This window comes from Streptomyces sp. NPDC048269 (assembly GCF_040652395.1).
In the GTDB taxonomy this organism is placed as follows: domain Bacteria; phylum Actinomycetota; class Actinomycetes; order Streptomycetales; family Streptomycetaceae; genus Streptomyces.
Map to the genome: position 1 here is coordinate 106126 of NZ_JBEZLW010000001.1, position 21986 is coordinate 128111.

Genomic DNA, 21986 nt, shown 5'->3' on the forward strand with positions numbered 1-21986 from the left:
CCTCTTGCCCGCCCTCACCACGGAGGTCTTCGCCCATGCCCCTGCACTCACCCCGGACCCTCACGGTCCGCTGGGGGTCCGACACCGTCCTCGTCTCCAACATCGAGCACGACCTTCCCGGGCAGGCCGAGGAAGCCGACCACGCCAGGGCCGTCGCGGCCGGGACCGCCAACCCGGCGACCCTGCTGCCCGAAGCTGCCTGGGAAGCGGTGGCGCGCACGACCACCGGGCCCGACAGCCTCGCCGTGCAACTCCAGACGAACACGCAGAAGTCCGCCGGGCTGCTGATGGAGGAGAACGTCGAAGGCGCGACCCTGCGGTCGGTCGTCACCCGGGTCCACCTGAGCGAGCTGCTGCCCGGCATCCAGCCCAGGACCGGAATGGAGGTGATGGAGATCCCCGACCCCCTGGTGCAGGGGATCACGGACGGAGGCCGCCCCTGCTCGATGGTGCGCTACCGGTACCGGGACCTCGCCCACCTACGCAACCACGTGTGGCAGACGATCCACGGCACGCTGTCGCTCAACAGCTACTCACCCTCCATCCTGGCCCGCAAGGTCACGCGCAACCTGATCACGCACCCGGTCGAGATCACCTTCGAGGACGGCACCGAGTCCTTCCACACCGTCGTCGTGCGCGACGGCATCACCCGGCTGGCCAGCGCGTGGGCCGTACTCGCCGGTCCCGAGGCCGACGCCGCCAAGGCGGCGTCCACCGCGGTGGACGCGCTGTTCGCCAAGGTGCCGGCCACGGCGCCCGGCGGTTCGCTGGGGGACCGGCTCGCCACGGCCCGGGAGCGGTGGCGCCTGTCGCTCCGGGATGAATTCGCCCGGGAGATGGCCGCGATGGAGCCGGGGCCCCGCGCGGCCCAGATCGCCCAGACCTACGTGGTGCCCGCGCAGATCGCGGTCGGTGTGGAAGGCCACCCCGGCCGGCTGCTGGCCGCCGAGGACATCTTCGACGACGCGATCCGGTCGGTCCTGGCCTCCGTGCACGTCGAGTTCAAGCAGTGGGACGCGGCCGCCCAGAACATGGAAGTCGCCACCCGTGCGCTCAAGCGGGTGATCCAGCAGGGCGATTCCCTCGTGTCGCAGGACGATCTCCAGGCCGTCTACGGGCTGGCCGTGGGCCGGATAGCGGCAGAGGACATCACCGCCATCTTTCCCGGCACACCCCCCGGCACCGCGCTGTGGCGCAGCGTCTACCTGGTACACGCCCTGACCCGGCCCGAGCTGCTGGAGCGGCTGAAGGACCAGGCCAAGGCCATCAAGGGAGGCAAGCGCATGGGGCTGAAGGGGTTCGCCGAACTCCTGGGCCCGCTCATCGACGTGCCCTGGCGCAGCCACAAGAAGCTGGTGACGACGCAGGCCCGCAACGCCTGGAACAACGGCGGTGTGCTCACCGCGGATGTCACCAAGGACTGGGACCCCGTTCCCACGGACGACTTCACCACCCTCGTCGCGCCCGCGCTGGCCGGTGACAAGAATGCCCGCTGCACGCTGGCCGTCGCGGGCGGTGTCGCGCTCATCGCCGACAAGCTGCTGACGCGGAACGTCGGTTCGGCACTGATGGCCGCCAAGGCGAACGGCGGCGTCCCCTTCCGCGCCGACGTCAACCAGGTCATCGAGGACCTGTCGCAGCAGGACAACGAACTCGGCCTGTGGACCCTCGCGCTCGTCGCGAACGGTTTCCGCAGCGACGCGCTGCCCACCAACGCGGTGACCATGCGCCAGCTCATCCAGAAGGAGAAGTCCCCCGGCGGCACCGGTGACGCCTACATCCACTTCCGAACCGACCTCGGACAGGCCGACAAGGTCGCTCGCGACGCGGACGGAGTGCCGGAGCCCCTGCTCCAATGGGACGTGGTCTGGGCTTCCAACCCGGAGCGGGCCCGCAAGGCCCACCCGGATCCGCTGCCCGGGCCGTCCGACCCGTCCGGGAGCGAGCCTGGGGGTCAGCAGGAAGGCGAGCCCGGAACCGGCCTGCTCGACACCGACACGGACACCGGCGGCGCCGACGCCGACGGGTCGGCGGATGCACGGCCCGCCAGCCAGAAGGCCGCCGAGCAGAGGTACGTCCTGCGTCAGGGCGTTGCCACCGCCCGCGACGCCCTGGACCGGCTCCACCTGCTCGAACCGGAGGTGGGCGGCCACACCCCCATCGTCCCGCACGACGTCCTCGACGACCTGCTCAAGTCGCTGATCGGCCTCCAGACGGACATCGAGAACCTGCGCCGGAAGTTCACACCGGTCGAGGAAGCCGGCCTGGAGGACGAGGACCTCCGGTGACCCGGTACTGAGGAACAGCGGGGCCCGCACCGGCGCACGCCGGTACGGGCCCCGCTCGCATCCGCGCTATTCGGCGTCCATCCCCGCGAGGACGAGGGGAAGGCGGGCGGCGCCCGCGGCGGTGACCACGACCGGGACCCCCCAGTCCTGCTGGTGGACGTGGCAGGCCGGGTACTCGTTGGCGGGGTCGTCGTCGCAGGACGCCGCCATCGCCGAGACGTGCAGCACGCCCTCGGAGACCTCCGGGTTCAGCGCGAGCTCCCGGAACAGGTCCGTCCCGGCGCCATCGCCGCCGACGAGGAACTCGGGCGGGGTCGAGGAGACCAGCAGGCGCGTCGAGGGCCCGTAGCGGGTGTCGAGCTTCTGTCCGCTCGGGGCCTGGAAGACCACGTCGAGGCGGAGCGTACCGGGGGCCACCTCGGTGGCGGCGCGCTGTGTGCGGTGGGCGACCGCGTCCACCCGTACCGCCTCCTCCGGGAGCCGCAGCCGGGTCAGCCGGTGCCGGGCGGACTCGACGACCACGATGTCGCCGCCGACCAGCACGGCGTCGCTCGGCTCCCGCAGATCGGTCGCGAGCGTCGAGACCTCGCCGGTGGCGGGGTCGTACCGGCGCAGCGCGTGGTTGTACGTGTCGCACACCGCGACCGAGCCGTCGGGCAGGGCGGTCACGCCGAGCGGGTGCTGGAGCAGGGCCTGGCCCGCGTCGCCGTCCCGGTGCCCGAAGTCGAAGAGCCCGGTGCCGACGGCGGACGTGACGGCGTAGCCGGCGTCGGTGGGGTGGACGTACCTGAGCGCGCTGGTCTCGGAGTCGGCGATCCACAGCCGGTCTCCGGCGGCCGCGAGCCCGGAGGGCTGGGCGAACCAGGCTTCGGATGCCGGCCCGTCCAGCAGGCCCTCGTTGGTCGTCCCGGCCGCGACCTCGACCGTCCCGGTCTCCGGGTCCCAGGTCCACAGCTGGTGGACGCCGGCCATGGCGATCCACACCCGGCCCTGCCACCAGGCCACGTCCCACGGCGAGGACAGGTCCACCTCCAGCGCGGGCCCGGAGGTGGGCGAGCCCTGCCACCACTGCCGGCCGGTACCGGCGACCGTCTCGACGGCCCCGGTGGCCGGGTCGAAGCGGCGCAGCGCGTGGTTGACGGTGTCGGCGACGACGACGGTCCCGTCGGGCAGCAGCGCCAGCCCCTGCGGCTCGCTGAAGCTGTCGGCGGTGAAGCCGCGCTTCCCGCTGCCGACGCGCCGTACGACGCTCTCCCCGTCGGCGGCCAGTTCCACGAGCTGGTGCCGCGTCGAGTCCGACACGAGGAAGTTCCCGGAGGGCAGCAGCAGCGCCTTCCCGGGGAACCGCAGGTCGGTCGCCACCGGCTCGGGCGCCACGTACGGGCCGTCGCCGCGCCGCAGGGTCCCCTTGGCCTCGTGCGCGGCCTCGAGCTCCTCGACGAGCCGCTCGATGGCGTGCGCGTGCCCCTCACCGGCGTGCTGCGCGACGATGTACCCCTCGGGGTCGATCACGACGAGCGTGGGCCAGGCGCGCACGGCGTACTGCTTCCAGGTCGCGAGCTCCGGGTCGTCCAGCACGGGGTGGTGCACCTCGTACCGCTCGACGGCGTCGACGACGGCGGCGTGCTCGGCCTCGTGCGCGAACTTCGGCGAGTGCACGCCGATGATCACGACGGTGTCGCGGTGCTTCTCCTCCAGCTCCCGCAGCTCGTCGAGGACGTGCAGGCAGTTGATGCAACAAAACGTCCAAAAATCGACAACAACGCACTTACCTCGCAGGTCGGCGAGGGTGAGCTCTTTGCCCCCGGTGTTGAGCCAGCCGCCCTTGCCGATCAGCTCGGGGGCACGGACACGGGCACGGCGGGGCGCGGGCGCGGGGGTGGGCGCCGGGGCGGCATCGTTCATGGGACAAGGGTGCCACCCTCGGACATGTGCACCCGCTGGGGTGACGACAGGCCCCGGAGGCCCGTGGGAGTCTGGCGGAAGGCAGCGGAGGAGGCGTCAGACATGACGAACACAGCGCGCGACTACGGCGAGGGCATCGACCCCGAGCGTGCGTTGAAATACGCCATCCAGTACATGCAGGGTGACCGTGTCGAGATCGTCGAAGGCGTGATCCAGGGGCGCGGGGACGCCGTGACACCGACATGGGACCACGAGCATGCCGCGGAGCAGGTCCGGTATCAGATCTACCGCCGAGTCCGGGAGCTCGGGTGCGCCACCGGGTCCGGCAACCTGGATCTTCCCCGGTCCGCGAACTGATACGTTCCGGACATCGCCGTCGTTCCCGCGGATCTTGCCAAGGGCGGCGACACACTGGAGCCCGGCCAGACCCGGCTCGTCGTCGAGGTGACCTCGGAGTCCAACGCCGAGACCGACCGCGTCGTCAAGCGGAAGCGGTACGCCGAGTACGGCGCACCGCTGTACCTTCTCGTCGACCGACTGGACAAGACCGTCACGCTCTTCGCGCAGCCCGGGCGGCTCGGTTACGCGAAGGTCGACGGGCCGCACTCCTTCGGGACGACGGTTCGGCTGCCGGAGCCGTTCGGGATCGACCTCGACACCAGCGGGCTCTAGATCGCGGTAACCCGGTAGCGTGCCTGGACGTGACAGCCACCACGCCGCCGAGCGGGCGCATATTCGATGCCGTGAACGCCACCGCCGTCCGGAGCACGGCCCAGTTGCGCGAGCTCTACGAACAGCCCGGTGAGATGGCCCGCCGCAAGGCCGTGGACCGGATCCACGACGCCGCGCGCGCGGTCATCGGGCGGTCGTCGTTGGTGTTCGTCGCCAGCGCGGGCGCCGACGGGAGCTGCGACGTGACTCCCCGGGGCGGGCCGCCGGGCTTCGTCGCCGTTCTGGACGAGTTCACCCTCGCCGTGCCCGACGCCACCGGCAACAAGCGGCTCGACACCGCCCACAACATCGTGGAGACGGGCCGGGCCGGGCTGGTCTTCGTCATTCCCGGCCGGGCCACCACCCTGCGCGTGAACGGACGCGCGTGCGTCTCCGCCGACCCGCGTCTGCTGGAGCAGCTGACCTCCGTCGGCAAGCCGCCGCGCAGCGCGATCGTGGTGGATGTCGAGGAGGCCTACCAGCACTGCCCGAAGGCGTTCCTGCGCGGCAACGCGTGGAAGCCCGGGCAGTGGCTCGCCGAGGACGCCGTCCCCAGCTCCGCCGAGGTCACCCTCTCCCACCTGAACCTGCCCGGTCTGACCATCGAGGACATCCGGCAGCAGGAGCGCGAATCGCTGCAGTACCGCTACGAGTAGTCGAAGAGGGCGCTCAGGCGGGGCAGGCGGGCGGTGGTTTCCTCGGTGTCGCCGAAGTCGAAGTCCCAGGCGGGGTCCAGCGGCGGGTAGCTGATCGTGAAGGAGTCCGCCGGGAGTTCGCGGCCCGTGGCGGTCTCGTAGGCGCTCCAGGCGATCGACAGGGCCTCCTCGTCCCACAGTTCCAGGCCTTCCAGCGCGGCCTCCAGGACCGCGGGGTGGACGGCGAGGGAGTCCGGATCGGCCAGGGCCGCCTCGAAGGCCGCCTCCCCCTGGGTCAGCAGCCAGCCCCGGAAGTAGTCGAAGCCGTCGTCCGAGCAGCCGCCGTTGATCACGTAGGCCGCGGCCCAGAGCGGGCTGCGGTAGGACTCCGCCAGCAGGTCCCACAGCACCTGCTGGGCAGCGGCTATCTCGGCCTCCGGGAGGCGGGCGAGCAGCGCCGCCGCGTGCTCCGCCACCTGGTCGTCCGCCGTCTCCGCGCGGGCCGTCTCGATCAGCTTCCAGAAGGTCTGCTTGTCCATGGACAGAGCCTCGCACCCGGCTCTGACATCAGGTGAGGAAGGAGTGGAGAGATCCCGTGAGCGATGTGATGAAGGTGTCCTGGACCTCGGAAGGGACCAGGTCCAGGGACAGGTACGGGTTGAGGTCCTCCAGCTCGACCAGCAGGAGTTCGCCCGAAGGGGCCCGGCAGGCGTCCACCCGCTGGATGCCGTGGGAGAGGGTGTTCCAGGTGACGAAGGCGCGCGCGAAGGCCAGGTCCGCCTCGGTCGGGACGTAGGGCCGCAGCTCCCAGCGGCGGGCCGGGTCGGGGGCGTAGAGGGCGTACTGGAAGGCGTCGTCGACGAAGTAGAAGGACACCTCGTACGCGAAGTCGATGCGCGGCTGGATGAGGACCTCCCCCGCCGGGCCCGTCGGGTCGGCGGTGAAGGTGAGGCCGATGGAGTCCGCCCCCTGCTTGGGCTTGACCGCGTACTGCGGAACCCGCGGCAGCTCCGGCAGCCGGGCCGGGTCGTCGATCGTCGGGATCACCGGGTAGCCGGCGGCCGTCAGGTCGAGGAGGTACTGCTTGCCCGCCATGTCGCCACGGCCGGTGAGCGGGTTGTAGACCCGGGTGCCCGCGGCGAGCGCGGCGGCGCGGAAGGAGTCGTAGGCCTCCTGGTAGTGCAGGACCGGGCCGCTGTTGCGGACGATCACCGCGTCGAAGCCCATGGGGAGGAGCGCCTCCGCGTCCGCGGGGTGGCACAGGGCCAGGTCGAAGTGGGCCCGCAGCCGTGAGGTGAGGAATATGTCCTCGTCGCAGTAGCGGCGGCCGCGCGCCGGGTAGGCGAGGTCGGTCACGTAGAGGAGTGGCATGACGGAAACCTATCGCGTGCACTGATCAGTGCACGAAACACCTCGTACGGGACAAAGTGCCGGCCATCGGCGCGGGACGACTGCCGGATCGGGTCGGCCGCGGCGCCTCAGGACCCGGCGGCCACCGCGACGATGCCGCAGACGATGCCGGAGACGATCCCCCAGGCGCTGCACAGGCCGATCACGCCCGCGACGCCGGCCCGCACCGAGGCCCCCACCGGGTGGCGGCGCGCACCGGAGCGGGCTCGACGCCGACCCGGTCAGGGCCTCGCAGCGCACCCGGAGCGGGCCTAACGGCCGAAGCGGCGGTCCTTGAGGGCCGGGAACTGCTCGCGGGTCTCCGCGACCTTCGCCGGGTCGAGGTCGACCGTGAGGACGTCCTCGCCCGGGCCCGCCTCCGCCAGGACCTCGCCCCACGGGTCGACCACCAGGCTGTGCCCGGCCTGTTCGACGCCCGCGTGGGTACCGGCCAGCCCGCACGCGAGCACGTACGACTGGTCCTCCACCGCGCGCGCCCGGCTCAGCAGGGTCCAGTGCGAGCGGCGGCGCGCGGGCCAGCCGGCCGCGACGACCATCGTGGTGGCCCCGGCGTCGACCAGGCCGCGGAACAGCTCGGGGAAGCGCAGGTCGTAGCAGGTGGCGATGCCGAGGGTCTGCTCCGGCAGCTCCACCGTGGTCAGGGACTCGCCGGCCGACATGAGGACGGCCTCGCCCTGGTCGAAGCCGAACCGGTGGATCTTCCGGTAGGTGGCGGCCAGCTCGCCCTCCGGGGAGAGGACGAGGGTGGTGTTGTAGAGCGAGCCGTCGCCCGCGCGCTCCACGACCGAGCCCGCGTGCAGCCAGACCCCGGCGTCGGCCGCCGCCTTCGACATGGCCTCGAAGGTCGGACCGTCCAGGGGCTCCGCCTCGGTCTCGAACTGCTCGTAGGCGAAGGCCCCGACCGTCCACAGTTCGGGCAGGACGACGAGGTCGGCGGCGGCCTGTTCCCGTACGAGATCGGCCGCCCGGGCGCGCCGGGAAGTTACCGACTCGCCCTCATTGACTGCGATTTGGATCAGCGAGGCGCGCACATTACCACCGTCCTGGCGTTCAAGCCGTCAACTCGGGCCTACGATCGTCACACGAAAGCACTGCCGGGGTGCTCACCGGCAGCGTAGTTTTGGAAACCGAGTCTGATGTCCAGAGCTTCCAGAACGCGCCACTGAACAGCACCGCGAGGGGTCCCGTTGACCGTCCATCCCAGCCTTCAGCCCTATGCCGACGCGTGGACGCACTCCATCGAGGCGATATCCGAGCTGGTCCTTCCGCTGACGGAGGGCGAGTGGAACCGGGCGACGCCGTGTCCGGGCTGGTCGGTCCGTGACGTCGTGTCACACATCATCGGCATCGAATGCGAGCAGCTCGGTGACCCGCGGCCGATCCACACCGTGGCCAGGGACCTGCGGCACGTGGTGGACGAGTTCAGCCGGTACATGGAGGTGCAGGTCGACGTACGCCGTCACCACACCGCGCCCGAGATGACCTCCGAGCTGGAGTACACGATCATCCGCAGGTCCCGGCAGCTGCGGAACGAGAAGCGGGATCCGGCCACGATGGTGCGGGGGCCGCTGGGTGACCAGGTGACGCTGGAATTCGCGCTGCGGCTGCGGGCGTTCGACGTGTGGATCCACGAGCAGGACCTGCGGACCGCGCTGGGCGTGCCGGGGAACTGGGACTCGCCGGGGGCTTACGTGGCGCGGGACATCCTGCTCGCCGGGCTGCCGAAGGTGGTCGCGAAGCTGGCGGGGGCGCCGGCGAACTCGGCGGTGGTGGTCGACGTGCACGGGCCGGTCGAGTTCATGCGGACGGTACGGGTCGACGCGGAGGGGCGGGGGTCGGTGGACAAGGCCCCGTCGCTGGGCCCGGCGGTGACGCTGACCCTGGACTGGGAGACGTACGTCCGTCTCGCCGCGGGCCGGGTCCGGGCGCACGCCGTCGCCGACCGGGTGAAGGCCGAGGGCGACGCGGGGCTGGCGGACGCCATCCTGGCCAACTTCGCGGTCACCCCGTAGCCGGCCGGCCTTGCGCGCAAGGCCAACGATTCCTGCACGCAGTGCACACCCCGCGCGCTCGCTCGTCCGTAGGCTCGACATTCGTTGAGCGAGCTGCGGGCGGGGTGGGACGGGGGTCCGCCCCGCCGGGCGCGCCTTCGGCGCAGCGGGCGGAAGTGGCAGCAGCAGCTCCCGCGGCCCGCATGCGGGCCGTGCAACTTACCGCGGACGTCCGCGGTCAGGACGCCACCGCCCCTGCGCGCGGGTTGACCGTGCGCGACGCGGGTTCGTTCCCCGGGTGCGCGGCGGGCCGGGCGGCCTTCCGGCGGTACTCGCTGGGGCTGATCCCGTACGCCTCGCGGAAGGAGCGGCTGAAGGCCGCGGCGCCGGTGAAGCACCAGCGGGCGGCGATGTCGTGGACGGACCGGGCGGCCAGCTCGGGGCGGGCCAGGTCGCTGCGGCAGCGCTCCAGCCGCCTACGGCGGACGGTCGCCGCGACGCTCTCCGGCTGGTCGCGGAACAGCAGGTGCAGGGCGCGTACGGAGATGCCGTGCGCGGCGGCGATCAGGCCCGGGTTGAGCGCCGGATCGCCGAGGCTGTGCTCGATGAAGGCGTCGATGCGCTCGCGCAGGGCGCGGGCGCGGGCCTCGGCGGGGAGTTCCCCATAGGCGTCGAGGCGCTGGGCGAGGACGGCGGCCGCCAGATCGACCGCCGTCGATCCCAGCCGGTGCAGCTCCTGGGGCTCGCATGCGGCGCCGTGCGAGCCGAGCGAGGAGATGAACTGCGCCAGGATGGCCCCCATGCCGCTGTCCGTGGCGATGCGTCGGCCGAGCAGCCGGTCGACCCTGCCGGACCGCAGGGGCAGGGCGTCCTTCGGCAGATGGACGATGAGCGAGGCGTTCGGGCCGTTCCCGGGGTGGGCGACGGTCTCCTGGCGGCGCGAGGTGTCCCAGAGGATCAGGTCGCCGACGCCGAACTCCTCGTCACCACCGCACTGGGACATCCACCACCGGCCCCCGGTGATCAACGCCAGCTGGTACTGCTCCGGGTCCCCGCGCCGGATCAGGGCGGGCGTGCGGCGCGAGTGCAGGGGCGAGTGCGCGAAGGACGACAGCTGCGTGACACCGAGGTCCAGCATCGACACCTCCGCCTGGAAGTCGGCGGACAGCTCGCTCCTGATGGCCGTCGGAATCAGCGCGGAGGCGACGATCTCGTTGAACCACTCGAATCTCTCCGCCTTCGGCAAGGTGGCGGTGGTCGATCTGGTCCACATTCCTTCGGATCTCCCTCACGACGCCCGCTCCCCCGCGGGACGGCGGCCTACTGTGCCTCGCGCCCGGCGGATTCCGGCAGGGGACACGCGTGCGGGAAGGGTTCCGGTTCCGGTGCCGCTTCCGGTGCGGCGGGTGCCGGGGCGGAAGGGCGGCGTTCACGTTCACGCCCCAGGGCGGGGCCCCGCAGGCGGAGGATCTGTGCGGTGCCGAGCGCCTCCAGGACGAACACCGTCGAGAAGGCGATGCGGTAGTCGTCCCCGGTCGCGTCCAGCAGGACACCCACCGCCAGCAGGGTGGTCATCGAGGCGATGAAGCCGCCCATGTTGGTGATCCCGGAGGCGGTGCCCTGGCGCTCCGCCGGGTTGGCCGGGCGGGCGAAGTCGAAACCGATCATCGACGCCGGGCCGCAGGAGCCCAGCACCAGGCACAGCGTCACCAGCAGCCACATCGGTGCCCGGTCGCCCGGGTAGGCCAGCACCGACGCCCAGAGCAGGGCCGTCAGGCCCACCGTGCCCAGGGCCAGCGGTATCCGGGCGGACTGGCGGCGGCCGACGGTCTGGCCGTAGACCAGGCCTAGCGCCATGTTCGAGGCGACCACCAGCGTCAGCAGCCCGCCCGCGGTGGTCCGCGACAGCCCCTGCGCCTCGACCAGGAACGGCATCCCCCACAGCAGCAGGAACACCATCGCCGGGAACTGCGTGGTGAAGTGCACCCACAGGCCGAGCCGGGTGCCCGGCTCGCTCCACGATGCGCGTATCTGACGGCGTACGAACCCCCGGGAAGCCCCGGAAGCCCGGCCGGCCCCGGAAGCCCCGGCCCCGGTAGCGCGCGTCGAGGGGGGCTGCCCGTGGCCCTCCGGGTGGTCCCGCAGGAACAGCGCCAGCGGGACCAGGACGACCAGCCCCGCCACCGCGCTCCCCGCGAAGGCGGCCACCCAGCCGGCCCCGTGCAGTACGGGCGCCAGCACCAGCGTGGAGACGAGGTTGCCCGCCATGCCCACCAGCCCGGCCAGCTGAGCCATCAGCGGCCCGCGCCGGGCCGGGAACCACCGGGTGCCGAGCCGCAGCACGGAGATGAAGGTCATGGCGTCGCCGCAGCCCAGCAGGGCACGGGCGGCCAGTGCCATGTCGTACGTGGGGGACAGCGCGAAGCCGAGCTGTCCCACGGTGAAGAGGACGGCGCCCAGGGTCAGCACCTTCTTGGTGCCGAGCCGGTCGACCATCAGCCCCACCGGTATCTGCATCCCCGCGTACACCAGGAGCTGGAGCAGCGAGAAGGTCGCCAGCGCCGAGGCGTTGACGTGGAAGCGGTCGGCGGCGTCGAGTCCCGCGACGCCCAGGCTGGTCCGGAAGATCACCGCGACGAAGTAGACGGCGACGCCTATGCCCCAGACGGCGACGGCCTTGCGGCCGCCGGGAGGATCGAGGGCGTTCACCGGGCGTCGCCTCGCATCAGGCTTCCGACCCGGCCCACGTGCGCCCGTACGCACGCCGCCGCCAGGTCCGCGTCCCCCGCGCGCAGCGCCGTCAGGATCTCGCGGTGCTCGACGAGGTTCTGCGCGACCCGGTCCGGGTGGGCGTGCATCACCGCGACGCCCATCCGCAGCTGCCGGTCGCGCAGTTGGTCGTAGAGGCGGGACAGGATCTGATTGCCTGCGTGCCGGACGATCTCGGCGTGGAAGCAGCGGTCCAGGGCCGCGAACGCCGCCAGCTCGCCGCTGTCCGCGTGCCGCTCCTGCGCGCGCAGCAGCTCCTCCAGCCGCCCGAGCAGTGCGGGCGGGGCCGGGACGGCCCGCCGGACGGTGAACTCCTCGACCAGCAGCCGGGTTTCGACGACATCCGCGATCTCCTGCGCCGATACGGGCAGGACCAGCGCGCCCTTCTTCGGGTAGAGCCGGATCAGCCCCTCCGTCTCCAGGCGCAGCAGCGCCTCGCGCACCGGCGTGCGGGAGACGCCCACGGCCTCGGCGACCTCGCCCTCGGTGAGGAGCGTGCCGCCCTCGTACCGGCGGTCGAGAACGCCCTGCTTGATGTGCCGGTAGACGCGGTCGGCGGCGGGTGCGGGTGCTGGCATGGGCACAGCATAGATACATGAGGGGTACATCCGTATCGCGTCTCAGCATCCAGGACCGAGTCGCCGCCGCGGACTCCGTCGAACGATGTACCGCCTCTTCGTCCACGCGCACGACGTAGGGCGGCCCGCCTGCCGGGACGCTGAAGTCATGGCCGACACCCTCATTGCCCCACTGGACCGGAAGACCGACCGTCTCCCCCTGCTCGACGTGCTGCGCGGCGCCGCCATCCTCGGCACGCTCATGACCAACGTCTGGATCTTCGCCTCGCCCGGCTCGGAGTGGAGCGTCCTCGCCGGCGGGCTGGCCTCCCCCGATCCCCTCGCCGACCCCTCCGCCGCGACCGTCGCGGAGTCCGTCTTCCGCTTCCTCGCCGACGGCAAGTTCCTGTCCCTGCTCACGGTCCTGTTCGGGGTGGGCCTCGCGATCCAGTACGACTCCGCCGCACGCCGCGGCGAGCCCTGGCCCGGCCGCTACCCGCGCCGCGCCGCCTTCCTCTTCGTCGAGGGCACCGTCCACTTCGTCCTCGTCTTCGCCTGGGACGTGCTGATGGGGTACGCCGTCACCGCCCTCCTCGTCGCATGGCTGCTCGCCCGCTCGGAGAAGGTCCGCAGGGGCGCGATGGGGGCGGCCGCAGCCGTGCACCTGACCCTGGTGGCCCTGGTGACCCTGGCGGCGGTGACGAAGCCGGAGGAAGCGTCGGGGGGCACGCCGAAGGCGCCGTCCGCCGACGCCGTCGAGCTGTACGCGCACGGCGGCTACGGCAGCCAGATCGCCTTCCGCCTGGAGCACTTCGCCGCCCTGCGCGTCGAGCCCGTCTTCTCCTTCGGCCTGCTGGTCTTCCTCTTCCTCCTCGGCGTCCGCCTCCACCGCGCCGGCGCCTTCACCGCCACTGCCGACGGCCGCCGCATCCGGACCCGGATGGCCGCCTGGGGCCTCGGCCTCGGACTGCCGCTGAACGCGGCGACCGCCCTCGGCGGCGACGACTTCTTCGTCCTGGGCCGCTACGGGGTCGCGCCGCTCGTCGCCGTCGGCTACATCGGCCTGATCGGCGTCGCCCTCGACCGGCTGTGGATCCCGAAGCCCGTCACGACCGCCCTCGGCTCCGTCGGCCGCACCGCCCTGTCCTGCTACGTCGCCCAGAACCTGCTGTGCGTGCTGCTCTGCTACGGCATCGGGCTGGGCCTCGCCGACCGGCTCGCCGGGACCGGCCCCTGGTGGGTGATGGGCCTGTGGGCGGCCGTGGCACTGGCCCTGGCGGCCGGGTCGTGGCTGTGGCTGCGCCGCTTCGACCGGGGCCCGCTGGAGTCCGTACAGCACGCGGCTCTCAGCCCGCGGAGGTGACCTCCGCACCCGCGACCTGCGCGTCCGTGACCTCCACGTCCAGCACGAACTCGTCGTACGGGGCCTCGTCCGGGTAGGGCGGCCTGACCTGCGCGAAGCGGATCCGGGCCCGGCCGCCGCCCGGCGGGCGGCCCCGGACGACGTACGTGCGCTCCACCGCCGCCCCGGGCAGGCTCTCGTCGGACACCGGGGGCCCCGCCGACACCGCCACCACGTCGGTGTCCCCGCTGATCTGCCAGGTCCACACGTACCCGCGCGCCCCGCGTCCGGTGAGCCGCAGCTCGTACGGCTCACCGGGGCTCAGCACGATGCTCCGTACCTCCACCTTCCCCGCTCCTCTCAGGCGGGGCCGATCACCGGCCCCTCGTGCCATTCCCCGCCGTCGCGCCAGTAGTGCTGGAGCAGACGGTCGGTGCGCAGGACCACGACTTCCAGGTTGAACCCGAAACTGCCCTGGAGCATCCCGGTGACGGCGAGGACGTCGTGCCCGAAGACCGCGCCGCGGCTCCAGGCCGAGCCGGCCGCGTTCGCGCGCCACCAGTGCTCGACCCGACCGCCGGCGACGGCCACGCACAGCTCGTAGTTCCCGGCCGTGTCCTCGTCCGTGGCCCCGTGCTGCCCCTCGATCAGGCAGGGCGCGGAGGTGGCCCCTTCCCCGAACACCTCCCCGGCGCGCCACACGAAGGCGTTCGCGTCGTCCCGCCACCACAGCTGCATCCGGCCGTCGGAGCGGGTGGCGACGAGGTCGAGGTGCCGGCCGCGGGTCTGGACGAGGGCGGGCCCGTAGTGGGCGATGCCGGAGGCGAAGCGGCCGCCGTCGTTCCAGGCCCAGGGGGCGCCGTTGATCCGCCACCAGTGGTTGAGGCGGCCGTCCGCGGTCCGTACGACCACCTCGAAGTTGCCCGGCTTGCCGTAGTCGCTCTGGATGAACGCCGGGGTCGAGCCGATGGCCGCGTCGCCCGGGCCGAAGGCGCCGCCGTCGCGCCAGACACCGGCGGACTGCTCGTAGTACCAGTGGCGCAGCCGGCCGCCGGTGGTCACGTGCAGGGACTCCATGTTCCGGTTGTAGGTGGTCCCGGTGAAGGCGGGCTGGCCCGAGGCGTCGTTCGCGAAAGTGCCCGCGCGGCCCCAGGCGAAGGGGGCGTCGCCCTCGCGCCACCAGTGCTGGAGGCGGCCGCCGCCGGCCCGCGCGAGCATCTCGAAGTTGCGGTGGGCGCGGCCGTTGCCGCTCTCGTAGACGTTGCCGGTGTGGAGGCGGCGCTTGGTCCACGGGTCGACGTTGGTGCCGCGCAGGCCGCACTTGGCCCAGTAGTCGATGTTGACCTCGCCGTAGGCGATCCGGCCGTAGCCGCCCACGTGGTAGCCCGTCCCCCAGGAGTTCTTGAACAGCCAGCAGCCGGCCGCGTCGTCGTAGCCGACGATCAACACGCAGTGGCCGCCCGCGAGGTGGTCGCTGGTGCGGTGGTAGACGCCGGCGCCCAGGGCGAAGAAGTCGTCGTACACGTCGAAGCAGGCGGTCAGCGGGCCGACCGTGTCCAGCCAGACCTTCTGCTGCTCGACGTCGCCGAGGCGGACGTAGTCGGTGATCCGGACGGTCCGGCCCGAACGGTCCCAGCTGGGCGTGTACTCGGCGCGCCAGGCGTCGCGCCGGGCCGCGGGCAGTCCGGCGGGCGGAGTGCTGTACGGCCAGCAGTCCGGGTCGGCGAGTCCCCCGTTGATCTTGATCCAGTCCAGGGCGGTCTCCGGGTTGCTCCCCTGCCCGCAGCTGAACTTCAGGCCGTCGTGCACGTCGCCCTCGGAGCGCGTGGCCCACACCCCGTGCTCTATGCGGGCCATCGACTCCACCAGGCCGGCCGCGCCGAAGGCCCAGCAGGAACCGCACGGGTTCTGGTCCTTCACCTTGGTGATCCAGGGCCGGCCCCAGCGGCTGCGCCAGTCCACGGCCGCGGGCCGGGCGGCCCCGGCGGCCACCGGCGTGCCCGGGAGCAGCCCGTGGGCGGCCCGGCGCCGGGTCAGGTGCGGATTGGCGCTCTCCCGGCCGATGAGCGCCCGCAGGTCGACGGCCCGTACCGCCTCGGCGGGCGTGAGGTTCGCGCCGGGCTCCAGGCCGAGCGAGGAGCGCGGCACCGGCTCCTCGTCGGCCAGGTGCTCGAGGACCGACCACCGCGCCCCGCTCGCCGCGAGCCGTGCCCGCAGCTCCCCCACCGTCTGGACAGATTCCTCCGGCATGGCGGCCCCCCAGCTGCAACCGTTCGGATCCCGGACCCGGGAGCGTCGCTCCGGCGCGGGGGGTCGTCAAGGGTGTCCGCGCGGTCGCGCGGGGGCACGAGGGGGGCTCGCCGGGCCCCGGGATGCGGGAGCCGGGACCGGAGAGGCACGGCAGACCGAGGCCGGTGGGGAGGCCGTCGCCCGGATCAGCTGTCCAGCGAGAGCGCGTTCTTGGCGTGCGCCATGGAATCCTCCGAGGCGGGTGCGCCGGGATTCTCGGTGGCCAGGGCCTGGTTGAGGGCGACGAAGGGGCGCATTCGCTCCTCATAGCGGGCGAATGCGGTGCGGTGGTCACCGGATGCCCGGGCGAGGCAGTCGGCCAGCACGTAGGCGCCCACGAGGGCCAGGCTGGTGCCCTGCCCCGAGAGGGGGGAAGGGCAGTAGCCGGCGTCCCCGAGCAGGGTCACCCGGCCCCGCGACCACTGGTCCATGCGGATCTGGGCCATGGCGTCGCAGTAGAAGTCGGGCGCCCTCCGGGCGGCCTCGGCCAGGCGGGTCCCTTCCCACCGCAGCGACGCGAGCTTGTCCACTACGAGCTGCCGGAGGGCGCCGCCGCCGCGGAGGTCGTGGGCGAGGGGGGCCGACTCGAAGCCGAAGGCGATCCTGAGCTCGGTGTTGTCGCGCACCGGCATGATGCCGAAGCCCGCGTCGCCGTCCCGCAGCCACATCTGCCAGTCGTCCAGGCCGAGGAAGTTGTCCGCGCCGAACACCGAGAGGTAGCTGCCCAGGTGGTGGACGAAGCCCTCCTCCGGACCGAAGGCCAGGCGCCGTACGGTGGAGTGGAGGCCGTCGGCCCCGACCACGAGGTCGAAGGTGCGCGGCGCCCCGTGCGCGAAGTCGGCGCGCACGCCGGTCTCGTCCTCGTCGAGCGCGGTGATGCTGTCGCCGAAGAGGTACTCGACGTCTGCGCGCGCGTGCTCGTGCACCAGTCGCACCAGGTCGTCGCGCAGCACCTCGATGTCCGCGCTGTCGAGCCGGCCACTGCTGAAGGTCGCCTCGGTGGAGCGGTCGACCTCACGACCGTCGGGGTCGAGGACGGACATGCCGCGCATCCTGGTCCGGACCTCCCTCGCCCGTTCGAGCAGGCCCATCCGCTCCACGACGTCGAGCGCGACGCCGCGGATGTCCACGGCCTGGCCGCCGGGGCGCGGGCTCGGGGCGCGTTCGACGACGGTGGGCGCGAAGCCGTGGCGGCGCAGCCAGTAGGCGAGGACGGGCCCGGCGATTCCCCCGCCGGAGATGAGTACGGTCTGCATGAGAAGCTCCTTCAGCCCTTTGTACGGTGTACGCACTCTGAACGTACGACGTACGCGCACTGCCCTCAACTGGCCAAATTGCGGCCCTGCACTAGGACAGGCACGCTCCGAACGACGTTGCCGCTGCTACCCTCTGCACTAGTACAGGACAGGAAGGCGGCAGGACGTGACGAAGCCCACAGGCGCAGCCGGTGATCCGCCCTACCTGCGCATCGTCGCCGCGATCCGGCGGCGCATCGCAGACGGTGAACTCGCCCCCGGGGACCGGGTCCCCTCGACCCGGCAGATCGCCGGGGAATGGGGCGTCGCGCTCGCCACCGCCACCAAGGCCCTGACCACCCTGCGCCTGGAGGGACTCGTCGAGGCCCGGCCCCGCGTCGGCACGGTCGTCGCCGGTACCGCCGCCCCCGCCGCCCCCGTCACGCCACCGCGTAGGCGCCCGTCACACGCCCCGGACCCCGAGCAGGAACTGACCCTCGACCGGATCGTCCGTACCGCCATCGGGATCGCCGACGCCGAGGGGCTCTCGGCGCTGTCCATGCGCGGCGTCGCGGCCCGCCTCGGCGTCGCCGCGATGTCGACCTACCGGTACGTGCCGAGCAAGGAGGACCTCGTCCTGCTCATGGCCGACACCGCGTTCGGCGAGGAGTCCTACCCCGCGGATGCCCCCGAGGAGTGGCGTACCCGCATCGAGCTGGGCGCCCGGACCCTGTGGAGCCTGTACCGGAAGCACCCCTGGCTGGCCCAACTCGGCTCGCTCACCCGCCCGTTGCTCGTGCCCCATCTGATGGTCCACGGCGAGTGGATGCTGGGTGCCCTCGACGGCCACGACCTCGACCCCACCACGCTGTTCGACGTCCACGTCCTGCTCTACAGCCACGTCCAGGGCCTGGCGGTGCACCTGGAGATGGAAGCGCAGGCCGAGGCCGCCACGGGCCAGTCGGACGACCAGTGGATGGACAGCCGTGCCCCAGCCCTCCGGGACCTGATGGAATCCGGCCGCTTCCCGACCTTCACCAAGGTGGTCGGAGCCTTCGAGGACGGCTACGACCTGCGGCTGGACTCGCTCTTCGAATTCGGCCTCAAGGCCCTGCTCGACGGCCTGACCCCCGTCATCGAAGCGTCAGCGCCTGCCTGATCCGGGCGAGCGAGGGGTTGACCATCACCGACTCGCGGCCGGCGGCGGACGTCACGCGCACCGTGGGGACGGTCTCGTTCCCGCCGGCGACGCTGCGCACGAAGGCCGCCGCGTCCGGGTCCCGCCAGATGTTGACCTTCCGGTACGGGGTCCTGGTCAGCCGCAGCTGTGTGCGCAGCTTGATGCAGTACGTGCACCCGGGCCGCCAGTAGACGGTGATCCCGGCCGTCACTGGGCCCCCGTGAAGGCCGCCCACGCGGTATCGGTGACCCGGATGACGGGCCCGTCGCCCCGCTTGCTGTCCCGGACGGCCACCGTCCCCGTCACGTTGGTGGCCACCTCGACGCAGTCCGAGTCGGTCGTGTTACCGCTGTAGCTGGACTTCACGAAGACGAACTGGGTCATGTGCCTACATACCTTTACTGATGGCATCAATCAGATTCACGGAGTCTCGAGGCGCAAGGCTCAGCCGTGACAGGCGGTCGAACAACCGGCTGTACGTCTCGTTCCCGTCCGCCCCCTCCATCCACACAGTAGACGCGACGCCCTCCGCATAGCCAACGTCCAACGCACCTGGTTCCGCGAACGAGATCAGGTTGAACGAACCCGAGAAACCGGGGTGCGCACCCACTCGGAACGGCAGCACCTGCACGTTGACGTTGGAAAGCTGGGACACCTCCAGCAAGTGGTCGAGCTGCGACCGCATCACATCAGGGCCGCCCGTCACTTGTCGCAGGGCGCCCTCCCAGACGACGGCATGGAACTCCAGTGGCTCGTCGCCCCACAGCCGCGCCTGCCGTTTGATCCGGGAGGCCACCATCACCTCGATCTCGTCGGGATGGGTCCACGAGTCGGAGCTGACGCCGAGCGCCCGGACATAGTCGGCGGTCTGGAGCAGCCCAGGAATGAGGGCGAGCTGCCAGGTTCGGATGTGCGTGGCCACATCCTCCATGGCTACGTATTCGGCCAAGCCGCCCATCGTGGGGACGTGTTGCCACCAGCCCTTGGCCTTGCGGCGCTCCCGGTCCAGCCGGGCCAGGTCAAGCAGTCCGGTCACGAACTGCGCGTCCGTCACGCCGTAGAACTCGCACAGCACGCGGATGTCCGGGTCCCGCATGGGCACCCAGCCGCTCTCCATCTTCACGATCTTCGTGGACGTAGCGCTGATTTCCTTCGCCGCCTGCAGCTGGGTCTTGCCCGCCGCAGTGCGCAACTTGTACAGCTCGCGGCCCAGTCGACGCCCCAGCACCGTCGACGTCCGGTTTCCCTGGCTTTCACTTGTTCCACGGTTCACCGGCTCAGTCTCTCGCCGACGCCGCCCACCGTCGACACCCGTAATCCGTCTGGGGAACATCTTCCCCGAATCACTTGCCCCGGAAGCGGACGGGCTCCTACCGTCGGTGACGAACTGCTCACCGCACAGCGAAAGTTGGCGGAAGAACACCGGCCTGCCCCCGCACGGCACCGGCATGCCACCGCCCGCACAGGAGGTGCCGCACAGATGCTCGAACCCATCCGGTACGACGTACGGAACTACCCGCCCCGGCAGGACTCCGTCCCGGCCGCGCGGCGGCGAGCCGCGTGGCTGGCCGTGGCGTGGGGGCAGCCCGGGCTGGCTCCGGACGTGGCGCTGCTGACCAGCGAGTTGACCACCAACGCGCTGCTGCACGGCTCCGTGCGGGACCGGTACCTCCGGGTCGAGGTGGAGCTCGGCGGAGCAGTGCTCCGCATCGCGGTCACCGATCCGAAAGGCGAGCGGCGGCCCGAACCGCGAGCGGCGCGGGACGACGAGCAGTACGGGCGGGGGCTGCACATCGTGAGCCTGCTCTCGCAGCGGTGGGGGGCCTCGGACCGGGTCGTCGGCAAGACGGTATGGGCCGAACTGGCGCTCGATGCTTCCGGCTAGGGTTCCCGCATGGGGAACTGGACCGCTCCGAGCGCGATAGAGCGAGAGCTGCACGAGACCAGGGCACGCGGCGACTGGGCCGCCTTCTTCGACCGTCTCTCGCTCACAGAACTATTCGTACCGCAGTCCCGCACCTACCAGGACGCCAATCCCACCCGTGTACACCTGGACCCTGCGTACTTCCCCCAGGTCCGCGCCAACGCCTACGCCGTCTTCACGGAGGGCATGCTCCCTGTTCCGACCCCCGAGCTGGTCTTCAAGTGCCAGAACCTCGGCTGGTTCGTCGACAACTACCCGGCCGGCGGGCCCCCGTACCTGGCCATCAACCCCGGCACCCCCTTCGAGGTCTTCCTTCCGGCCACACCCGCCCACCGGGCTACCTGGGACTTCCACTGCAACCGCAATCAGCGCCCCGTCGGGTTGGAGCAGAACAAGGTCCACTCCCTCCACATCGGCGGCCCGCTGCACGGACCCGTGGCCTTCGGGCTGGCCTGCGGAGCCCACCTGTCCGTCCGCAACGGACTGTTCTGGAACGCCATCGCCTACCACGGGCAGGGCTACACGAAGGAGCGCCAGAAGCTCAAGGAATGGTGGGGCATCACCACCCGCGAGGAGTGGCTGGAGAGCACCGAACGGCTCCTGACCGCCGACATGGTCAGCTCCGTATGGGAGTTCGCCCTCCGCGTCCGCCGTGCCCTCGCGAAGGAGTTCGCCGGACCGGTGGACATCGAGCACTGGCGGCACGCCACGGCGTCCGTGCTCCGGGCGAACGCCGAACGGGCCGCCGAGCCGCGGATCACCCCCGACGGCGTCACCCTGGCCGAGCCGCGCCCGGCCGCCGAGGTCGAGGGCGAGATCGCGGGCATCCAGCGGGTCATCGGCCGGATCGCCCGCTACGAGCAGCGCTTCCGGGCCGACGGGCTGCTCGCCGAAGGGAAGTACGTACGGTCCGTCGAGGCCTGGGACTACGGCCGGGCCTCCCAGATGGCCCGCTGGGGCCTCGGCGCCCGCTTCGGCAGCCTCGCGGAGACGGAGGACGCCGTCGTACGAGCCGGCCGCGCCTGCAAGCTCGCGTACCGCTCGTGGGAGGACCTGTCCGTCGGCTTCGTCCTCGGCCGCTGCCTGCACTTCGACGAGGAGGAGTTCGGGGAATGGTACGAGGAGATGGTCGCCGCGCACCGTGCGCTGACGACCGATCCCGGCAGCCCCTGGCTCAACATCCCCTGGACGTGACGAAGACGCATCCGCCTCGGCGCACGCCCGGCGTTCGCCCGGTCACGGCAACTAGCCTTTCTTCCATGACTGTTGAGCTGAACGACACGGTGCGCACACTGCTGGACGCCCCGCACCCGGCGGTCCTCTCCACCATCAACCCCGACGGAAGCCCGCAGAGTTCCGTGGTCTGGGTGTCCCGCGAGGGCGGCGATCTGCTGATCTCCACCGAGCAGGGCCGCCGCAAGGAGCGGAACATCGTCCGGGACGGGCGGGTCGGCCTGACCGTCTTCGACCTGGCCAACCCCTTCCTCTACGCCGAGATCCGCGGCACGGCCACGGTCACCGAGGACGCCGGCCGGGCCGTCGCCGCCCGCATCGCCGAGGAGTACCTCGGCCCGGGCGCCGGCAAGGAGTACGTGGACGCCCCGGCCGAGAACGTCCGCGTGGTCGTCCGCATCACGCCGACCAGGATCCTCGGCAACGCCGCCAAGACCGCGGGCTGAGCCATCCCGGACAGCCGGGAGCCCCGGCCCTCGCAGCGCGCGGGGGCCGGGGCTCCGGTGTGTGCTGCCGC

At 71.9% G+C, this 21986-nt stretch carries 21 protein-coding genes and 1 pseudogene; 9 read left to right on the forward strand and 13 right to left on the reverse strand.

All coding sequences use genetic code 11. From position 1 onward, the window contains the following. The first annotated feature begins 35 nt into the window (after nt 1–35). The gene (locus AB0D48_RS00575) at nt 36–2288 is read left to right on the forward strand and encodes a hypothetical protein (RefSeq protein ID WP_362389396.1); all 2253 of its coding nucleotides are present in this window, start codon (nt 36–38) and stop codon (nt 2286–2288) included. 66 nt (nt 2289–2354) lie between these two features. Here AB0D48_RS00575 and AB0D48_RS00580 read toward each other — a convergent pair whose 3' ends face one another. After that, nucleotides 2355–4193: an NHL domain-containing thioredoxin family protein gene (locus tag AB0D48_RS00580; RefSeq protein ID WP_362389397.1), complete on the reverse strand. Its 1839-nt coding sequence runs from the start codon at nt 4191–4193 to the stop codon at nt 2355–2357. A gap of 102 nt (nt 4194–4295) precedes the next feature. Here AB0D48_RS00580 and AB0D48_RS00585 point away from each other — a divergent pair. Further along, nucleotides 4296–4865 (forward strand): annotated as a pseudogene (locus tag AB0D48_RS00585) (Uma2 family endonuclease). A gap of 29 nt (nt 4866–4894) precedes the next feature. Continuing rightward, the gene (locus AB0D48_RS00590; protein WP_362389398.1) at nt 4895–5560 is read left to right on the forward strand and encodes an MSMEG_1061 family FMN-dependent PPOX-type flavoprotein; all 666 of its coding nucleotides are present in this window, start codon (nt 4895–4897) and stop codon (nt 5558–5560) included. Here the strand turns inward: AB0D48_RS00590 and AB0D48_RS00595 are convergent. The 3 genes from AB0D48_RS00595 to AB0D48_RS00605 form a co-directional block, all read right to left on the reverse strand. Beyond that, complete coding sequence (locus AB0D48_RS00595) at nt 5551–6078, reverse strand: DUF4240 domain-containing protein (RefSeq protein WP_362389399.1); 528 nt, start codon at nt 6076–6078, stop codon at nt 5551–5553. The genes AB0D48_RS00590 and AB0D48_RS00595 overlap by 10 nt on opposite strands. Nucleotides 6079–6106: 28 nt before the next feature. Next, the gene (locus tag AB0D48_RS00600) at nt 6107–6910 is read right to left on the reverse strand and encodes a hypothetical protein (RefSeq protein ID WP_362389400.1); all 804 of its coding nucleotides are present in this window, start codon (nt 6908–6910) and stop codon (nt 6107–6109) included. Nucleotides 6911–7200: 290 nt separating this feature from the next. Further along, a complete protein-coding gene (locus AB0D48_RS00605) occupies nt 7201–7980 on the reverse strand; it encodes a carbon-nitrogen family hydrolase (RefSeq protein WP_362389401.1) in 780 nt (259 codons plus the stop codon). A gap of 156 nt (nt 7981–8136) precedes the next feature. On the opposite strand from AB0D48_RS00605, the gene AB0D48_RS00610 reads away from it, so the two are divergent. Beyond that, nucleotides 8137–8961, forward strand: coding sequence for a maleylpyruvate isomerase family mycothiol-dependent enzyme (locus AB0D48_RS00610; RefSeq protein ID WP_362389402.1), 825 nt, complete (start codon nt 8137–8139; stop codon nt 8959–8961). A 217-nt stretch (nt 8962–9178) separates the two neighbouring features. Here AB0D48_RS00610 and AB0D48_RS00615 read toward each other — a convergent pair whose 3' ends face one another. Genes AB0D48_RS00615 through AB0D48_RS00625 form a run of 3 tightly spaced genes read right to left on the reverse strand, consistent with a single transcriptional unit; the run spans nt 9179 to nt 12287 of the window. Continuing rightward, on the reverse strand, nt 9179–10213 hold the full coding sequence (locus tag AB0D48_RS00615) for a helix-turn-helix domain-containing protein (RefSeq protein ID WP_362389403.1): 1035 nt from the start codon (nt 10211–10213) through the stop codon (nt 9179–9181). A 47-nt stretch (nt 10214–10260) separates the two neighbouring features. Further along, nucleotides 10261–11649, reverse strand: coding sequence for an MFS transporter (locus AB0D48_RS00620; RefSeq protein WP_362389404.1), 1389 nt, complete (start codon nt 11647–11649; stop codon nt 10261–10263). Beyond that, nucleotides 11646–12287, reverse strand: coding sequence for a GntR family transcriptional regulator (locus tag AB0D48_RS00625; protein ID WP_362389405.1), 642 nt, complete (start codon nt 12285–12287; stop codon nt 11646–11648). The genes AB0D48_RS00620 and AB0D48_RS00625 overlap by 4 nt, the downstream gene beginning before the upstream one ends. Nucleotides 12288–12435: 148 nt before the next feature. Between AB0D48_RS00625 and AB0D48_RS00630 the strand changes: the two genes are divergently transcribed. Next, nucleotides 12436–13629 carry a DUF418 domain-containing protein gene (locus AB0D48_RS00630; protein ID WP_362389406.1) on the forward strand — a complete coding sequence of 398 codons (1194 nt, stop codon included), beginning with the start codon at nt 12436–12438 and terminating at the stop codon, nt 13627–13629. On the opposite strand, the gene AB0D48_RS00635 is transcribed toward AB0D48_RS00630, so the two are convergent. The 3 genes from AB0D48_RS00635 to AB0D48_RS00645 all read right to left on the reverse strand — a co-directional run bounded on the left by AB0D48_RS00635 (nt 13613) and on the right by AB0D48_RS00645 (nt 17153). Continuing rightward, entirely contained in the window at nt 13613–13954 is a 342-nt protein-coding gene (locus AB0D48_RS00635) for a protease inhibitor I42 family protein (protein WP_362389407.1), read from the reverse strand. The two genes, AB0D48_RS00630 and AB0D48_RS00635, sit on opposite strands and share 17 nt — an antisense overlap. Nucleotides 13955–13968: 14 nt before the next feature. Continuing rightward, complete coding sequence (locus AB0D48_RS00640) at nt 13969–15858, reverse strand: C1 family peptidase (RefSeq protein ID WP_362389408.1); 1890 nt, start codon at nt 15856–15858, stop codon at nt 13969–13971. Nucleotides 15859–16043: 185 nt separating this feature from the next. Continuing rightward, nucleotides 16044–17153, reverse strand: coding sequence for an FAD-dependent monooxygenase (locus AB0D48_RS00645; RefSeq protein ID WP_362389409.1), 1110 nt, complete (start codon nt 17151–17153; stop codon nt 16044–16046). 166 nt (nt 17154–17319) lie between these two features. Here AB0D48_RS00645 and AB0D48_RS00650 point away from each other — a divergent pair, with 166 nt between their 5' ends. After that, nucleotides 17320–18291, forward strand: coding sequence for a GntR family transcriptional regulator (locus AB0D48_RS00650; RefSeq protein WP_362389410.1), 972 nt, complete (start codon nt 17320–17322; stop codon nt 18289–18291). Here the strand turns inward: AB0D48_RS00650 and AB0D48_RS00655 are convergent. From AB0D48_RS00655 to AB0D48_RS00665, 3 genes are read right to left on the reverse strand one after another with little or no spacing between them, the layout of a single operon-like run. Then, on the reverse strand, nt 18266–18523 hold the full coding sequence (locus tag AB0D48_RS00655) for a glutaredoxin domain-containing protein (protein WP_362389411.1): 258 nt from the start codon (nt 18521–18523) through the stop codon (nt 18266–18268). The two genes, AB0D48_RS00650 and AB0D48_RS00655, sit on opposite strands and share 26 nt — an antisense overlap. Next, entirely contained in the window at nt 18520–18696 is a 177-nt protein-coding gene (locus tag AB0D48_RS00660; protein WP_362389412.1) for a DUF397 domain-containing protein, read from the reverse strand. The genes AB0D48_RS00655 and AB0D48_RS00660 overlap by 4 nt, the downstream gene beginning before the upstream one ends. A gap of 4 nt (nt 18697–18700) precedes the next feature. Further along, the gene (locus tag AB0D48_RS00665) at nt 18701–19585 is read right to left on the reverse strand and encodes a helix-turn-helix transcriptional regulator (RefSeq protein WP_362389413.1); all 885 of its coding nucleotides are present in this window, start codon (nt 19583–19585) and stop codon (nt 18701–18703) included. 207 nt (nt 19586–19792) lie between these two features. On the opposite strand from AB0D48_RS00665, the gene AB0D48_RS00670 reads away from it, so the two are divergent. The 3 genes from AB0D48_RS00670 to AB0D48_RS00680 all read left to right on the forward strand — a co-directional run bounded on the left by AB0D48_RS00670 (nt 19793) and on the right by AB0D48_RS00680 (nt 21915). Beyond that, a complete protein-coding gene (locus AB0D48_RS00670) occupies nt 19793–20197 on the forward strand; it encodes an ATP-binding protein (protein ID WP_362389414.1) in 405 nt (134 codons plus the stop codon). 9 nt (nt 20198–20206) lie between these two features. Then, a complete protein-coding gene (locus AB0D48_RS00675) occupies nt 20207–21430 on the forward strand; it encodes a DUF1266 domain-containing protein (protein WP_362389415.1) in 1224 nt (407 codons plus the stop codon). A 65-nt stretch (nt 21431–21495) separates the two neighbouring features. Further along, nucleotides 21496–21915: a PPOX class F420-dependent oxidoreductase gene (locus tag AB0D48_RS00680; RefSeq protein WP_362389416.1), complete on the forward strand. Its 420-nt coding sequence runs from the start codon at nt 21496–21498 to the stop codon at nt 21913–21915. Nucleotides 21916–21986 lie beyond the last annotated feature (71 nt).

Excerpts from the sequence above, each read along its gene's own strand:
- AB0D48_RS00575 (WP_362389396.1), top strand. The coding sequence starts at position 36 with ATGCCCCTGCACTCACCCCGGACCCTCACGGTCCGCTGGGGGTCCGAC.
- AB0D48_RS00580 (WP_362389397.1), bottom strand. The coding sequence starts at position 4,193 with ATGAACGATGCCGCCCCGGCGCCCACCCCCGCGCCCGCGCCCCGCCGT.
- AB0D48_RS00595 (WP_362389399.1), bottom strand. The coding sequence starts at position 6,078 with ATGGACAAGCAGACCTTCTGGAAGCTGATCGAGACGGCCCGCGCGGAG.
- AB0D48_RS00600 (WP_362389400.1), bottom strand. The coding sequence starts at position 6,910 with ATGCCACTCCTCTACGTGACCGACCTCGCCTACCCGGCGCGCGGCCGC.
- AB0D48_RS00615 (WP_362389403.1), bottom strand. The coding sequence starts at position 10,213 with ATGTGGACCAGATCGACCACCGCCACCTTGCCGAAGGCGGAGAGATTC.
- AB0D48_RS00625 (WP_362389405.1), bottom strand. The coding sequence starts at position 12,287 with ATGCCAGCACCCGCACCCGCCGCCGACCGCGTCTACCGGCACATCAAG.
- AB0D48_RS00630 (WP_362389406.1), top strand. The coding sequence starts at position 12,436 with ATGGCCGACACCCTCATTGCCCCACTGGACCGGAAGACCGACCGTCTC.
- AB0D48_RS00640 (WP_362389408.1), bottom strand. The coding sequence starts at position 15,858 with ATGCCGGAGGAATCTGTCCAGACGGTGGGGGAGCTGCGGGCACGGCTC.
- AB0D48_RS00645 (WP_362389409.1), bottom strand. The coding sequence starts at position 17,153 with ATGCAGACCGTACTCATCTCCGGCGGGGGAATCGCCGGGCCCGTCCTC.
- AB0D48_RS00660 (WP_362389412.1), bottom strand. The coding sequence starts at position 18,696 with ATGACCCAGTTCGTCTTCGTGAAGTCCAGCTACAGCGGTAACACGACC.
- AB0D48_RS00670 (WP_362389414.1), top strand. The coding sequence starts at position 19,793 with ATGCTCGAACCCATCCGGTACGACGTACGGAACTACCCGCCCCGGCAG.
- AB0D48_RS00675 (WP_362389415.1), top strand. The coding sequence starts at position 20,207 with ATGGGGAACTGGACCGCTCCGAGCGCGATAGAGCGAGAGCTGCACGAG.
- AB0D48_RS00680 (WP_362389416.1), top strand. The coding sequence starts at position 21,496 with ATGACTGTTGAGCTGAACGACACGGTGCGCACACTGCTGGACGCCCCG.